Below are 15,718 nucleotides of genomic sequence, written 5' to 3' on the forward strand. Positions count from 1 at the left end.
CAAATCTGATCACAAAAAAATATGCTAAAGTTTGGAATTCAAAACGGGCTAAACGTCGCAAGAGCCGGCTTTTCAGAAGGCCAAATTTTGACTGCCTGTTTGTTGGCAGATAGAGTAGGTTATGATTCCATTTGGTACATGGACCATTCCAATGTCCCGCAGTGGTCAAAGGCAACTGTACTGGATCCATGGGTAATGCTATCTGCAATTGCAGCAACCACACAAAATGTAGAGCTTGGGACATGCGTTACAGACGCGATTCGTCGCCATCCATCAAACATTGCACTTGCGACCATAACACTTGATAGAATCTCAAAGGGACGAGGAACGCTTGGAATCGGTGCAGGGGAAGCACAAAACTTGAAGGAATTCAACATTCCATTTGATAACCCAGTCTCAAAATGGGAAGAGCAGCTTCAGGTAATAAAATTACTATACGATTCATCACCAGAGCACACTGTAAACTTTAATGGAAAATATTATCAGCTAACAGACGCGTGCTTGCAGGCAAAGCCAATTCGTAAACCACACCCACCAACATACATGGCAGCTGGTGGACAGCGAACATTACAGATGACTGGAAAATATGGTGATGGGTGGCTGCCAATCGGATACACGCCAGAATTATTCGAAGACCACGCTATAACAATTAGAAAATCAATGAAGGAAAATGACCGTACCGAAGAAGAGCAGGAAAACTTTCAATATGCTCTAGACATTGACGTATACTTTTCAGAAGATGCAGAAGAATCCTGGGCAAAGATGAAAGAGGCAGTTAAGGTATCATTATTCAAGCCAGAGGTCTTGCGCGTACACAACCTAAAGGCAATTGAAGGATTTGATTTTAAGAAATATTTCACAGAGTATTCTATGTCAAACCAAGACTGGATTGTAAAGATGAGAGAGGGTGCAACCACAATCCCTGACGCAATCGCACGCTCTTCTGTTGCTGTAGGAACACCAGACGACGTAATCCCAGTATTTGAGAGATTCATGAAGGCAGGCGTAAACCACTTTGTCATTAGATTCTGGGGTTCAAACTATTTTGGATCAATTGACAAGTTTGCATCCAAAGTAATGCCACACCTCAAGGGCAACACACGATAATTTACTTTGTAATGGCGACTCTGGACGAGTGTGAGGCCTATGCTCGCGGAAAAGGTGCCGACATACCATTTTGCATGGGCGTAGTCTTTAGGCTAAAGGCCATCGGAATAACCCATGAGCAGATTCTATGCTCTGCCATACTATCTCAGACAAAATCGACCTTTGATGAATTATTTGAGCGCTTTGGACGCGACGTCGCAGTCATGGCAACTAGCATAATGCGGCACACCACCCAGCCAAAGAAAAAACAGGAAGAAGCCTACGTAGAGCAGATACAGCAGGCACCATGGGAATCAGTCCTAATCAAATTATGTGAGATTTCTGCTACCCTCAAGGTCATAAAAGAATCGGAATTATCAAAAAACAAGCGCAGAAAACTGCTAAAGCAAAACATCCACTATCTAAATGTGCTCAAGACAAACATTGCAGAAAACCAAGACAAGGCACTAGGCTTGTCAAAACTACTAGATGGTGCAAATGAAACAATAATGCACTTTGGGCATCGTTCGATCAAATTTGAATGAAAAGTGCAAGCTTGCAGGCCAGATTTTTTTTGCAGTCCTAGCTTAAATTAAGAATTTTTTCATACAAAACTATGAAGGGAGATATTTTACTTCAAAACATTTCAGTTCGAGGATTCATCCCCGCAACTGCCGGCAAAAACGTCAAAGAGGATAAGAAGAAAATCAAAGATGCAATAGAGACTAAGTTAGGCAAAAATATTGATGCGGTTAAAAAGAGAATTGACTCAAAGCCAATATCAATTAGCGTTACATTTTTTGTCAAAAAGGATTCCGTACATGCAAAAAAAGACACTCATTCACTATCCAATGTACTGCTTGCAGTATTATCACCCACAATGGCATCAGGTAAGGAAGTTGAGATAGGCCTAGACATCATAAAGGATGATTCTAACATATTCAAGACAATGCTAGAGAAAAAGCTAGTAGAATCCGAAAAAGATGAAGGGTTGGCCTTTTCCGTATACGAATGGTCCACTACATAGCATACTGACAAATCATGAGTAATGGTTTTACTGTAAAATCGCACAATCGTGGTAATTAGGGTACATGGCCCCTAAACCATACCTGTACCCAAGGCTTGGGAGCAAAAATCCCATGCATCAAGTGAGGTTGAATTTATTATCAGTGCGATATAACTTTCACTATGCAGCTACTTGGCAGACTCGAGATAAAATCACCCCAAAAAATAGCAGAATTTCTCAACTCGGAGCACATAGGAAGGATTGCATCACTAGACAGTGAGGGCTTTCCGCAGATCATACCAATGAATTTTGTCTTTGTAAACGACGCAATATACATGCACTCTCATACAAAAGGTGAAAAGCTTGACAACATCCGCAAAAACCCAAAGGTGGGCTTTGAAGTGGATAGGGAGGTAGAATTTTTGCCATCTTACTTTAGCTCGCCCACTGACGCATCGCAGGCAGATACGTTTTACATTAGTGTGGTTATCAAAGGAAACGCTGCAATAATACAAGACAAGTCAGAAAAGGCAGTGGCTCTCAATGCGTTAATGGAAAAATATCAGCCAGAGGGAGGATATGAAGAGCTAACGCATGAAATGCACGTAGTGGATGAAGTCGCAATCATCAAGGTAACACCAAAGACAATTCGCGGAAAATACAAAATCGGCCAGCATATGGACAAGTCCACCAAAATTCAGATGGCACGAAAGATTTTAGAGAAAAACAGCCCGCTTGCAAGGCAGGCACTACAGACAATGGGTTTTGAGATAATAGATAATGACGTCAAGATGGTAGACGAGCCGAACTGGTAGATTAGCTGCTCAGTGTACCTATCAGGTTTAATCGATACGGTGTTTCCTTTTTGACCAGATAGAAATTCTGGTCCTTCATTTTTACGATTTGCTTGCGGTTTGCATCATCTATTATATTATTATCCAGCGTGCTGGAAATTGAAAATGATCCGACATTGTTTGCGGTAAAATCCAATTTTAGTACAGTGTCATTAATTGTTGCACCCGTGGACACAATTGCAACGCCAGTGCCATCCAAGATGAGTCGCGACTCAACTACTTTGAATTGTTTTAAACCTGTTCCCTGAATTGGCTCTAGCTTTACCAACAGGTTCGCCTTTTTGAGTATGCCAGACACAAATGCCTCGCCACTTAGATTAAGCTGAAACTGTTTTTGCTCTAGTTCGGCTAGGCTGTATTTAGGCTCCATTTGGATTTTTGGAGCCGTTTTTTGTATTGATTTTTGTATTGTTGGGACAGGCTCTATTGCAAGAGTGGACTCGGCAATTGGTTGTGGAATTATGGTCTGGCTTGGTGTTTCAGTATAGTCAATGCTTGCAGCACGCTCTGTTGGTTTTGGGTAAAACTTTTCATCAAGATCCAAAATCAAAAACGTAGAAACTACAACAAATGTAATACTGCAAAATGCGATCAAGTGTATGTTCAATGAGCCTTGCAACCAAAGCTTGACTTTGAAAATTAGCTTAAAAGAGGCACGTATGAATTATCAGCGGACTGCTTACCACTAGGTAATTTATGATGATACAATCACCCATCCTTTAAATTTGAAATTAAATTCTCATTGCCTATTGCAGGTGCAGTCATACCAAATATCATCAGAGTTTGAGCCAACAGGCGACCAGCCAGAGGCAATAAACAAGCTAGTCACGGGAGTGCAGAAAGGCAAAGTTCAGACATTACTTGGTGTAACCGGTTCTGGCAAGACATTCACGGTTGCAAATGTAATTGCAAAAACAGGCAAAAATACACTAGTCATATCGCACAACAAGACACTTGCCGCACAGCTATATTCGGAGCTAAAACAGTTTTTCCCAAAAAATAATGTCGGCTATTTTGTATCATATTATGATTATTACCAGCCTGAAAGCTACATTGTGCAGACAGACACTTACATCGAAAAAGACACTCAAATCAACGAAAAAATTGAAAAAATGAGACTAGAGGCAACTGCCATGTTATTATCCGGTGAGCCGACCATAATAGTGGCCACGGTGTCATGCATCTATTCTTTGGGCAATCCCAAAGACTGGGAAGAGATGGCAACTACTATCAAGGCAGGTGCGCAAATGAATCGTAGTGAGCTGATTCGACGCCTAGTAAACGCACGATATGAGCGCAACGACACCACAATCGCGCCTGGAAATTTCCGAGTCAAGGGAGACACATTGGATGTAATTCCCGCATATTCCCAGGATTTAGTGCGAATATCCATGTTCGGTGATGAAATTGAAAAAATCGCAATACTGGATAACGTATCACTAAAAGAAAAACATAAGGTCAATTCAATCAGGATTTTTCCTGCAAAGCATTATTTGATAGCCGATGACGTGCGAACTCGTGCGGTAAAATCGATTCGAGCAGAGCTCAAAATGCGACTGCCAGAATTAAACGAGCTGGAGCGACAGCGACTAGAGATGCGAACCAAGTTTGATTTGGAAATGATCGAGGAGCTTGGATATTGCTCCGGAATTGAGAATTATTCTCGCCACTTTGATGGAAGGGCTCCAGGTCAGCAAGCATTTTGCCTCTTGGATTTTTTTGGCAATGACTATCTCCTAGTAATCGATGAATCACATGTCACAATTCCGCAGCTCCACGGAATGTATGGTGGGGATCACACTAGAAAAAAATCCCTAATTGATTACGGATTTAGATTGCCAAGCGCTTTTGACAATCGTCCACTGAAATTCGAGGAATTTGAGAAATATATCAAAAACACAATTTTTGTTTCAGCCACGCCATCCACATTTGAAAAAGAACTATCCTACCAAATAGTAGAACAGTTGGTGCGCCCAACAGGTCTATTGGATCCACAAGTAGAGGTCAGGCCTACAAAAAACCAGATGGATGACCTAATATCTGAAATTAAAAAGCGTTCAGACAAAAACCAGCGCGTCCTAGTCACCACACTAACAAAAAGAATGGCAGAAGACCTGGCAGAATATTTGGCAAAAAAAGAGGTGCGGGTGAGATACCTCCACTCGGAAATAGATGGCCTGCAGAGAACCGAACTAATACGCCAGCTAAGGCTAGGCGACTTTGATGTTCTAGTTGGAATTAACCTACTCCGTGAGGGTCTGGACATTCCTGAAGTGGCGCTAGTTGCCATATTGGATGCCGACAAGGAGGGCTTTTTGCGCAATTTTACAAGTTTGATTCAGACATTTGGTAGGGCTGCTAGAAACGCAGACGGCTCGGTCATAATGTATGCAGACATCACCACAAACTCCATGAAGCAGGCAATTGAAGAAACCGCCAGAAGGTGCGCAAAACAGCTAGAATACAATAAAATCCACAACATCACGCCTAGAACAATCATCAAGTCCATCCCAGCGCAGGTGGCAGCACTTGATGATCTCAAAAACAAGACCCAGCATGACCTGTCCCGTGAAATAATAGAAATAGAGAGTCAGATGAAAAGATATGCAGAAGAATTGGACTTTGAGAATGCGATTGCATGTCGCGACAGACTGAGGCGAATTCAAGTAGAGTTGGAAAAGAAAAATGCACGATAAGCTAAAGATTCGAGGTGCACGCCATCACAACCTCAAGAACCTAAACTTGGACATACCAAAAAATAAACTCGTAGTGATATCGGGTTTGTCTGGTTCTGGCAAGTCAACTTTGGCATTTGATACCATTTATGCAGAGGGGCAGAGAAGATACGTAGAATCGCTTTCAGCATATGCAAGACAATTCCTAGAGATGATGGACAAACCAGATGTCGATTCCATAGAAGGATTGTCGCCCGCTATATCCATACAGCAAAAGACAACGTCAAAAAATCCCCGCTCTACTGTCGGCACCACTACTGAGATCTATGATTACCTGAGATTGCTATATGCAAGAATCGGGATTCCTCATTGTGTAAGATGCGGCAGGAAAATCTCAAACCAGTCAGTAGAGTCAATTTGCGAATCCATCTTCAAGGATTTTGATGAAAAACAGGTACTGATTTTGTCGCCGCTAGTCCAGAGAAAAAAGGGAACGTATGAGAAATTATTTGAGCAGATGAAAAAGGACGGCTATTCCCGAGCTAGAGTGGACGGCCAAGTAATTCTACTAGAGGATGAAATCCCATCGCTTGACAGGCAAAAATGGCATAATATTGAAATTGTAGTGGACAGACTCAGGGCATCAAAGGCGGAAAAAAGTAGGCTCTTCGAGGCAATCCAGACAGCGCTAAAGGCTGCCAAGGGCTCGGTTTTGGTGTCATCTGACAAGGATGAAAAGATATTTTCTCAGAATAATGCATGCCCATATTGCGGATTAACAGTTGGCGAAATAGAACCTAGGACATTTTCATTCAACTCGCCGTTTGGTTCTTGCAAGGCATGCCATGGCCTTGGAGTCAAAATGGAGTTTGATGAAGATTTGGTAATTCCAGACAAGACAAAATCAATTCTTGATGGCGCAATCATTCCATGGAGTGGAAGATTTTCCGCATTCAGAAAGCAGGAATTGAGAGCAGTCGGAAAAAAATTCGGCTTTGATCTAATGACTCCAATTAGCAAGTTGAAGCCGGAGCATCTTCGAGTTATTTTGCATGGGACTGACCAGAGAATAAACTTCCACTATGAGTCACAGACAACAGACTCGCACTGGGCCTATACTAATTCATTTGAAGGTGTGCTGAATAATTTGCAGCGAGCCTTTATGGGGACTGATTCCGAGTCAAAGCGAGACTGGCTTAAGCAATTCATGCGAGATATTCCATGCAACGTTTGCGATGGTAAAAAGCTAAAGCCAGAACCGCTTGCAGTCAAGGTAAACGACAGGGGAATCTTTGAGGTCTGCGATTTGTCCATTGATGATTGTTACGAGTTTTTCAAAGAAATCAAGCTAACAGACACTGAAAAATATATTGCCAAAGACGTCCTCAAGGAAATAATAGAGAGGTTGGAATTTCTGCGAAATGTGGGCCTCAACTATCTGACACTGAATAGGCAAAGCTCTACCCTGTCAGGCGGGGAATCGCAGAGAATCAGACTTGCAACCCAGATAGGCTCTAATCTCACAGGCGTACTGTATGTGTTGGATGAGCCAACGATAGGCCTGCACCAGCGCGATAATGCCAGATTGATCAAAACACTAGTCAAGCTTAGGGACTTGGACAATACAGTAATTGTAGTAGAGCACGACGAGGAGGTAATCAAAAATGCAGACTGGATAGTGGATTTGGGCCCAGGTGCTGGAATCCATGGAGGAGAGGTGGTGTTTGAGGGAACTGTTCCGCAAATAATGAACAACCACAAGTCAGTCACTGGAGACTATCTCAAGGACAAAAACCTAATCAGTCTAGCAGACAAGAAAAGAAACCAAATTGGGAGAATAACCATCAAGGGTGCTGCAGAAAATAACCTCAAAGACATTACAGTTGACATACCATTGGGACTACTAGTTACTGTGACGGGGGTTTCCGGCTCTGGCAAGTCAACACTGGTAAATGAGATTCTTCTAAAAGTACTATCATCATATTTTTACAAATCCAATGAAAGGCCAGGCAAGCACAAGTCAATTGAGGGTACAACTCTAATTGACAAGGTGATCGCGATAGACCAGTCCCCAATTGGGCGTACCCCAAGATCAAACCCTTCAACATACATTGGTGCATTTACTCCGATTAGGGAACTGTTTGCAAATACCGAGACATCAAAAGAAAGAGGATACACACCAGGACAGTTCTCATTTAATGTTGCAGAAGGTAGATGCTTTGCATGTGAGGGCGACGGCGTTAAAAAAATAGAGATGCAGTTTTTATCAGATGTTTACGTTCGGTGTGATGAGTGCAAAGGAAAACGATACAATTCCGAGACTCTCTCTGTACTATACAAGGGCAAAAATATCTCTGATGTCCTAGATATGACAGTAGAAGAAGCACTGGCATTTTTTGAAAACATTCCCAAAATAAGACGAATCTTGCAGACAATATTTGATGTGGGCCTAGGCTACATCAAGCTTGGGCAGTCATCCACCACATTATCTGGTGGGGAGGCACAGCGCGTTAAGCTGGCATCAGAGCTGGCAAAGCGTGACACCGGCAAGACAATGTATATTTTAGACGAGCCAACAACCGGCCTCCACTTTGCTGATGTGCAAAAGCTTCTCGATGTTCTAAACAGGCTGGTAAACCTTGGGAACACCATAGTAGTAATAGAGCACAACATGGATGTAATCAAAAATTCCGACTGGATAATAGACCTTGGACCGGAAGGTGGGGACAAGGGTGGCAGAATAATTGCAACTGGGACTCCGGTCCAAGTTGCCGCAAATCCCAAAAGCTACACAGGACAATATCTCAAAAAGATCCTAAATTGACTCTAGACATTAAAAAAATCATCATTCCTGCACTACCAGGAATTTATCTGATGAAGGATGCAGATTCCAAAATTATCTATATTGGAAAAGCAAAAAACCTCAAAAATAGAGTCAGGTCATATTTTTTAAAAAACCAAAACTACAAGACGCAAAAGTTGGTTGAAAAAATTTCAGAGATAGAATTTGTCCTAACAGACAACGAATCAGAGGCATTCTTGCTTGAATCAAACATGATAAAGCAATACAGACCTATGTTCAATATCGAGCTCAAGGACCAGCAGCGATATACGTATCTGAGAATAACAGACGAGCAATACCCAAGATTACTAGTCGCTAGAAGGACCCGCAGTGGAAAATTCCTAGGAGATGGTAAGATATTTGGGCCATTTACCTCTGGAAGCTCCAAGATTCTCAGCATCGGCTCGTTACGAAAGACATTCAAGATCAGAATCTGTAAAAGACTACCAAAAAAGACTTGCTTGGAATACCATCTAGGAAATTGCGAGGCACCATGTGAGTTTGTCAAGGCCCAAGAAGACTATAAAAAACATGTTTCAGACCTAGAGGCAATACTTCGTGGTAGAGACCTTGGCGCATTTACAAAAAACCTAGAGCAGGAAATGGCACTTGCCTCAAAAAACCTCCACTTTGAGCGCGCGCAAGAAATCAAGGACACGCTTCAGAGGTTAGGCAGCCTCAAAACCAAGCAAAAGATGGAAAGTGCGACAGATTCCGATGAGGAATATTTTGGAATTGTATCATCTAATCAGACTGCCCACATCATGACGTTTAAGAAAATAAACGGGGTGATTCGTGACAGTAACAAGTATTCCTTTGACTTGATTGGCGATAACACATTTGCCAATTTTCTATACCAGTATTACACGACAAACCAGATCCCGCCGTTTATCATAACAAACCAGATCCCAGAAGACCACATATTATTAGAGCAAATGTTTGCCAAAACATCTGGATTTCCAGTCAAGATAATATTACCAAAATCAGGCAAGCAACGGGAAATGCTGGATTTAATTATAAGAAACATTTCTCTGGTGCAGTCAAGTGGCTCAGAGTATGGACTAGTCGAGCTTAAAGAACGACTTGGACTTCCCGTTATACCCAAAATAATAGAATGCTTTGATATTTCAAATCATGGCAAATCATATGCGGTGGGCTCTATGTCACGATTTATCAACGGCAGACCTGACAAGTCAGGATATAGAAAATTCAAAATAAAGACGGTAAAAGGTCAAGACGATTTTGCAATGATAAATGAGATAGTCAAACGTCGATACTTTAGGCTGGACAGTGAAAGTGCACAAATGCCAGATCTCATATTAATTGATGGTGGGCGAGGCCAGCTTGGCGCTGCAATTTCAGCACTGGAAAGTATGGCAATTAGAATTCCTTGCGCATCGCTTGCCAAAGAAAACGAGGAGGTATATTTGCCAAGGCAAAAAGAGCCAGTTCTTCTCCCAAGACAAAACCAGTCACTGAAAATCCTGCAGCATGCCAGAGACGAAGCCCATAGATTTGGCGTGGCATACAACAGATCTCTTCGTATGCCAAAATCCGAATTTTCTTAAAATCTGTTCATAATAGCACGGAAAAATTAAACAGATTCCTAAGTTTTACATAATTCACAATATATACGACAAATTGCTTGTTATGTCATGAAAACGGAAGGAGTGAGATGAGCGCGACTGCATATGTTCTGATTAACTGTGACTTAGGTGCTGAGCAAAGAGTAATTGACCAGATAAAGCCTCTAGAGGGAGTAAGGGAGGTAAAAGGAGTCTTTGGCGCATATGATATTTTGGCAAAAATAGAGACGCCCACATCGGAACAACTACGTGAGACAATAACTTGGAAGATTCGCAAAATAGATAGAATTCGCTCTACTCTAACATTGATGAAAGTAGAAGGACAAGAGTAAGCCCCTTCCCAAACTTTTTGTCGAAAACTTGTTTAGTGGTCTATTTTGCATGCTAAACAAACGTTCACAATACCAAAAGACAGACTTATCTTGGATCATATGGGATCGTTATAGACGGTCGCTACAAGCATTTACAAGTCAATTTTTGATGCAAACCTAGATGTAAGACTACAAGAGCTTTTGGTAAACATGCTTCGATACAATTCCTCTGCCGGAGTACAAGAGCCAATCAGGATTTTTCTATATAACTACCAGATAATGTCGGATAATTTCTGGCAAATGTACAAACGCGCAAAGTCATATGAAGACGTTCTCGAATGCTACTATCAGTTTTCCAAAAACCAGTGTACCATAATAGAGACACTACTAGAGAACCTAAAGATGTCAATGAATACAGATAATCTAAAAGATGACCTGCGAGCAATGCTAAAAGAAGCATTTACGTTTTAGTTATACCATAACTATTACATGGATAGTACAGAATTCAAGCTAGAAACGGCAGAAAAATTTCTAGCAAAAATTCCAAGCCAAGTCCCAAAAACACCAAGAGAATTAGAAAAACTGGAGGAAAACGCTGAGGCATTCTTATTTTTTGCGTCAGGCGTAATTGAGGCAGTTAAACGCCAGATAAACGACAAGTTCGAGATATTTGATAAACAGAATGTCTTTTACATGCATGGTTTGCGAAAAAACCTTGCAAATTCGGGTTCACAAAAAAAGGTCAAAGATGCAATTACCACCTACTTTACCACGCTCAAAACCAAGCCAAGAGGCGATACCACCAAAAGCAGTCTTTGGAGACTGCAGATGCTTCGTAATCAGGCAATGCATGGAAACATCATCTTCATGCAAGGGTGTTCTTTGGTCTTCAGATACACTGCTCGCGAGGGCAATACCATGCATCAATTTGTGCAAAAAACCCAAGATCCTCGTAGATATTTTGAGCGGATTCTAGTAAGCCTAAAGAGATTCAGGGCACAAGTAAACCAAATTCTGGCTCAGTCGTAGCTTTATTTAGAGTTCACAGTTAGTCAGTCCATGACAACTGCAGATAAATTTGGCATCGCTATTTCGATTGGATTTACTGTAGCTCTGATTGCCTTTGCCATGTCATTTTCGGCAACAGGTAAAAGTGCACCAGTGGAATTAATTCCAGCACCATCAGCTCCAATGCCAGTAGACATTCCGGCAACTGAGGAGGAAGTTTCTGAGGAAATGATCGTCGAGGAGACTCCGGCAACTGAGGAGGAAGTTTCTGAGGAAATGATCGTCGAGGAGACTCCGGCAACTGAGGAGGAAGTTTCTGAGGAAGAGACTCCCGAAGAAGAAATGTCTGAGGAATTACCAATTGAAGAAGAACCAGAGACGGAAGAAGAATACGTTGATGAATAACACTCTGAAATTGTAATGAGTGAAGACGTATCAATTCCATATGGATCTTCGACTCCAGGATGTGAAGCAGACAATGTATGTTACATCGATTCTGAAGTAACAGTAATTGTTGACGCAATAGTCACATCATTATTTTTCTTTTAATTTATTTTGGATATTTCCGACTGGATGCCCTGCACCAGGTTTTCATAATCTTGCCTTGACTTGCCAAGCTGATCCAGTTTTTTTTTCTCAACAGTATCAAGCTCGGCATTGACCTTATCAGAGACGCCCGAGAGGCGCATTTCTGCCATCATGAATAATCGGTTGTTTTCCTTCCAGAGGTGCTGGCTCATGTGTTCTATGTATTGTGAAATATCAGAGATCAACGCCTCCGCATGTCCTGAAGCAAGGTATTCTTTGGCAGATTCCTCCATGTGGATTGCTATTTTGCGCGTAATTTCGTGCTCCATTAGCATTACGGCAATTGGTCCCATGTTTGTGGGCATGCCTGTCTGTCCCAGTGCTGGAAAGAATGATTCCTCTTCTTTTCCATGATGGCACACATCCGTAAAGTTTTTTGTAAAATCTATTGTCGGCATTAGAATCGATTCTGGAATTTTTTTGCCGGACTTGAGTAATTGCATTGTGACTTCCATAGCCTTTACCACTTTTTCTATTAGATCGTGGTCCTTTCGCAGAGATTCAGTTGCCATAAAATTTTCGCAAGATCATTCTCATTTAAAGCATGGTGTGATGAGTGCGCTGTTGTTTTATTATGTAATACTATAGGAATATTCCAGTCTTAGAAAAACTCGTCAAGTGAGTTTTCATGTAGAGGTTGGGCGTCATATCCAAGCCGGACTAGATCTGATGCAAACTCGTCAACAAAGCCGTGAATCGTATAAATTTTCTTCGCGCCGGTCTTTTTGACCAAATCCAGTAATTCTGGATAATCACAATGGTCGGACAATGGAATGGAATAGTCAGATTTTCTGCCAAACGATACATTTGATTTTGCCCAGCCCGAAAACCCGATTGTTACAGCGCCATATTTTGCCTTCATTTGCTTGAGAAACGGATTGTTCTCTGACATGAGTGGGCACACCATTATCCATGGTTTTTTGTTAAGAAGTCCCTTTGACTCGGCTTCTGTATGACCCACTGATTCTTTGAGTGGAACACCTAGGCGATTGTGAAGTAAATTCATCTCTTTTACAGAATCATGATAGTACAACGGCTCCCAGTGTCCAAAGAGATTCGATATTGTCTGGGCCTTGCCAAGTTGATATCCCATCAATATCACCGGTTTGCCCTTGTGGTAAATTTCCGATATAAGCTCGTTTACTTTTTTTACTGTCTCGTCTATTTTTGGAAAGACAAATTCGGGCTTGCCAAAGGTACACTCCATGATAAGGGTGTGACATTTTGGGATTATAGCGCCCTTGAGAAATCCTCTATCTCTGGTGCAGATATCGCCAGTATAGAAAATATCATGGAATAGAGCCCCCCTTGCACCCAAAATATGACCAGAGTCATACAGTCTAAAGTCATCCAGGTGCTCGATATGGTTTGCCAGCGTTCTCCCCCTAAGACTTGCAATCTCCATTGTTTCTCGAGTTGCCAGGACCAGTCCGCTGTTGCCGCTAGGCAAATGGTCCGAGTGGGCATGAGACACAAAATTCACACAGTTTGGTGTTGCAGTCTTTGGATCCAAGTTTATGGTCTTGCCATCTATTTTGCAGACAATTCCGGTCTTTGTCATTTTTATCATTAGCTGCAATCAAGGCAGAATCTACGTACGATTTAAGTTTCGGCTTTAATGGAATGTTGACAACAGTACAAAAATTTGTCAAGCCAAAAAAATAGTAAATACCCCCACCAAGAATCTTTGAGTGTTTTTTACCACAAAGCCTAGAGGGAATGACTATGCCTTGTAGGCTGCGAGAGTATAAACAAAATCAAGGCGGTACAATAGAGCGCTCCAGAGTATTAAACAAGGGAACCGTCTTTACTGTCAGACTGCACAGATACTAAAAGCATAAAATCAGTAGCACTTACAAAAAAGTGTTGAACCTAGGAATTTTGATTTCCGGCAGAGGCAGCAACATGGAGGCAATTCTCAAGGGAATAAAAAGAAAAAAAATTCCAATCAATCCAGCCATAGTAATATCTAACAATCCAGATGCAAAGGGGCTACAAATTGCTCAGAAGATGGGCGTGCCTACTGAGATAATTCCAAGCAAGGGTTTCTCAGGTACCCGATTGGAATACGACCAGCTAATCATCAAAACCCTGAAAAAATACCAAGTCACACCAAAATCTGGCCTTGTCTGTCTGGCAGGCTTTATGAGAATAATCAGTCCCGAGTTTATTGCAAAATATGAAAATAGGATCCTTAACATCCATCCCGCATTATTGCCGTCATTTCCGGGGCTGCATGCGCAAAAGCAGGCACTCAACTATGGTGTAAAGTATTCAGGGTGCACAGTCCACTTTGTAGACTCTGGTGTAGACACTGGTCCTATCATACTGCAAGAAATTGTGCCAATCAAGGATGGTGACACCGAAGAAACACTCTCAAGGAGAATTCTGGCAAAAGAGCATTTGGCCTATGTCAAGGCAGTAAGGCTTTTTGCAGAAGGCAAAGTCAAGATAAGCGGCAGAAAGTTCAGTAATCAGGGCCGCTAAAAAAGTACAAGGCAATTAGTTGTTTTTTGTTGCCATGGAATTTGTGCGGTATATTTTTTGGCACATAATACGCAAGGCCGTCTGAGACGGAATAGTCTTTTTTATTTATTTGTAAAAACCCATCACCCTTGATAATATAGTACAGCTCGTCTGCCTCGTGCGGGATCTGTGTGTCTTCTTCTCCGGGTTCCAGTACTAAGACGCCTGCCGCAATATTTTTTCTGTTGATAAAAGTTTTAAAATACTCATCAGAGTTTTTTATTTCCTCAATGTATTTTTTCACGTCAAACTCTATTTTCATGGAATTACTTTTTTTTCCTAGATTTTTTTCTTTTTTGTAATCTGTGAATAAATATTGAGAATAGCGCTCCTGCAGGTATGCCAACTATAGTTCCAATGCTGACATATGGCGCCAAAAAGAACCCACCAATCCAGAGTCCTCCATCAGTTGTAAATTCCATAAAGGTCCTAGGCCTAAGCAAAAGCGAGACGGTCTTGGACGTGGTTTTATCCTCACCAGAGTCGTCGGCGTATGATACTACGACCTCAAATGGGATCTTGTGCTCTGATGTTACATCTTTGGGGTCGGTAATCACCTGAGTTCGGATCAATATTGGAGTGTCTTTTTCTATAGCAGAATATGCATATGATGTCTGGCCACGAATGTTCACGTCGGAAGGCGCAATTATCTGGACTGTGACATCCCGAATGAGGGCATCCTTTGATGTTATTTCTATATCAAATTGAAATTCGGCATTTGGGAATATGCTCGTTGGGGTTATGGTGTTAATCTGGATTTCCGGTGCCGCCTTGATCAAAATAGGAACTGCGATGTTTTTTTGAAATTCCGATTGCGGTGTTTCGTTATTTGAGAGCAGCACATGTGAGTACAAGCCATTAAGATAATACGTGCCAAGATCAGACTCCAACGTAGTGCTAAATTCCAGCGTTCCGCCAAAAGAGCCTCCCTTTGATAGGCGCTCAATGGAAAATGTCTGGTTTTTTCCCAAAATAGAACTGTTTTGCGACTCTAGTTTAAACAGGATGTTTTGCTTATCCTCCCAGCCGTTGTTTTGAACAAATATAGACACTGCAAAGTCGCGCCCAGCAATGACAGAATCAGGATATTCCAGTGTGACATCCATTGCCCCATCCATTGTCTGCTTTATGGTTGCTGCATCGACGGAGATTATAGTTCCTGAGAGCACAAGAATCCCAATTACGACAAGAAAATGTACAGCCAAGACTATTTTAGATTGGACTGGTTATGTTTTT

General features: G+C 41.7%; 15 protein-coding genes and 1 pseudogene. 11 read left to right on the top strand and 5 right to left on the bottom strand.

Translation table 11 applies throughout. The features are described from left to right. Positions 1–21 precede the first annotated feature (21 nt). The 4 genes from FJ354_03395 (at position 22) to FJ354_03410 (ending at position 2,907) form a co-directional block, all read left to right on the top strand. Positions 22–1,107, top strand: a complete 1,086-nt coding sequence (locus tag FJ354_03395; GenBank protein ID MBM3905715.1) for an LLM class flavin-dependent oxidoreductase — start codon at positions 22–24, stop codon at positions 1,105–1,107. 11 nt (positions 1,108–1,118) lie between these two features. Further along, positions 1,119–1,631: a hypothetical protein gene (locus tag FJ354_03400; protein ID MBM3905716.1), complete on the top strand. Its 513-nt coding sequence runs from the start codon at positions 1,119–1,121 to the stop codon at positions 1,629–1,631. 71 nt (positions 1,632–1,702) lie between these two features. Then, positions 1,703–2,113 (top strand): hypothetical protein, encoded by a 411-nt coding sequence (locus tag FJ354_03405; GenBank protein ID MBM3905717.1) that lies wholly within the window; start codon positions 1,703–1,705, stop codon positions 2,111–2,113. Between the two features lie 161 nt (positions 2,114–2,274). Then, a complete protein-coding gene (locus FJ354_03410; protein ID MBM3905718.1) occupies positions 2,275–2,907 on the top strand; it encodes a pyridoxamine 5'-phosphate oxidase family protein in 633 nt (210 codons plus the stop codon). Between the two features lies 1 nt (position 2,908). Here the strand turns inward: FJ354_03410 and FJ354_03415 are convergent, their stop codons facing one another. Beyond that, the gene (locus FJ354_03415) at positions 2,909–3,541 is read right to left on the bottom strand and encodes a hypothetical protein (GenBank protein ID MBM3905719.1); all 633 of its coding nucleotides are present in this window, start codon (positions 3,539–3,541) and stop codon (positions 2,909–2,911) included. 130 nt (positions 3,542–3,671) lie between these two features. On the opposite strand from FJ354_03415, the gene uvrB reads away from it, so the two are divergent. The 6 genes and pseudogenes from uvrB to FJ354_03445 all read left to right on the top strand — a co-directional run bounded on the left by uvrB (position 3,672) and on the right by FJ354_03445 (position 11,731). Next, positions 3,672–5,642 carry an excinuclease ABC subunit UvrB gene (gene uvrB, locus FJ354_03420; GenBank protein MBM3905720.1) on the top strand — a complete coding sequence of 657 codons (1,971 nt, stop codon included), beginning with the start codon at positions 3,672–3,674 and terminating at the stop codon, positions 5,640–5,642. After that, on the top strand, positions 5,632–8,445 hold the full coding sequence (gene uvrA / locus FJ354_03425) for an excinuclease ABC subunit UvrA (protein ID MBM3905721.1): 2,814 nt from the start codon (positions 5,632–5,634) through the stop codon (positions 8,443–8,445). Before uvrB ends, uvrA begins: the two co-directional genes overlap by 11 nt. Beyond that, on the top strand, positions 8,442–10,031 hold the full coding sequence (uvrC, locus tag FJ354_03430; GenBank protein ID MBM3905722.1) for an excinuclease ABC subunit UvrC: 1,590 nt from the start codon (positions 8,442–8,444) through the stop codon (positions 10,029–10,031). The genes uvrA and uvrC overlap by 4 nt, the downstream gene beginning before the upstream one ends. Before the next feature lie 107 nt (positions 10,032–10,138). Further along, positions 10,139–10,381 (top strand): Lrp/AsnC family transcriptional regulator, encoded by a 243-nt coding sequence (locus FJ354_03435; GenBank protein ID MBM3905723.1) that lies wholly within the window; start codon positions 10,139–10,141, stop codon positions 10,379–10,381. A 468-nt stretch (positions 10,382–10,849) separates the two neighbouring features. Then, on the top strand, positions 10,850–11,389 hold the full coding sequence (locus FJ354_03440; GenBank protein MBM3905724.1) for a hypothetical protein: 540 nt from the start codon (positions 10,850–10,852) through the stop codon (positions 11,387–11,389). Positions 11,390–11,575: 186 nt separating this feature from the next. Continuing rightward, positions 11,576–11,731 (top strand): annotated as a pseudogene (locus FJ354_03445) (calcium-binding protein). Between the two features lie 182 nt (positions 11,732–11,913). Here FJ354_03445 and FJ354_03450 read toward each other — a convergent pair. Both FJ354_03450 and FJ354_03455 read right to left on the bottom strand, forming a co-directional pair. Continuing rightward, positions 11,914–12,468 carry a cation-binding protein gene (locus tag FJ354_03450; protein ID MBM3905725.1) on the bottom strand — a complete coding sequence of 185 codons (555 nt, stop codon included), beginning with the start codon at positions 12,466–12,468 and terminating at the stop codon, positions 11,914–11,916. Between the two features lie 89 nt (positions 12,469–12,557). Next, positions 12,558–13,517 (bottom strand): exonuclease, encoded by a 960-nt coding sequence (locus FJ354_03455; protein ID MBM3905726.1) that lies wholly within the window; start codon positions 13,515–13,517, stop codon positions 12,558–12,560. A 302-nt stretch (positions 13,518–13,819) separates the two neighbouring features. On the opposite strand from FJ354_03455, the gene FJ354_03460 reads away from it, so the two are divergent. Then, positions 13,820–14,443, top strand: a complete 624-nt coding sequence (locus tag FJ354_03460; protein ID MBM3905727.1) for a phosphoribosylglycinamide formyltransferase — start codon at positions 13,820–13,822, stop codon at positions 14,441–14,443. Here FJ354_03460 and FJ354_03465 read toward each other — a convergent pair. Beyond that, positions 14,424–14,744, bottom strand: coding sequence for a cupin domain-containing protein (locus FJ354_03465; protein ID MBM3905728.1), 321 nt, complete (start codon positions 14,742–14,744; stop codon positions 14,424–14,426). The two genes, FJ354_03460 and FJ354_03465, sit on opposite strands and share 20 nt — an antisense overlap. Positions 14,745–14,748: 4 nt before the next feature. Continuing rightward, complete coding sequence (locus FJ354_03470; protein ID MBM3905729.1) at positions 14,749–15,663, bottom strand: hypothetical protein; 915 nt, start codon at positions 15,661–15,663, stop codon at positions 14,749–14,751. Positions 15,664–15,718: the final 55 nt, after the last annotated feature.

Source organism: Nitrososphaerota archaeon (assembly GCA_016872055.1).
Taxonomy (GTDB): Archaea; Thermoproteota; Nitrososphaeria; order Nitrososphaerales; family Nitrosopumilaceae; genus Nitrosotenuis.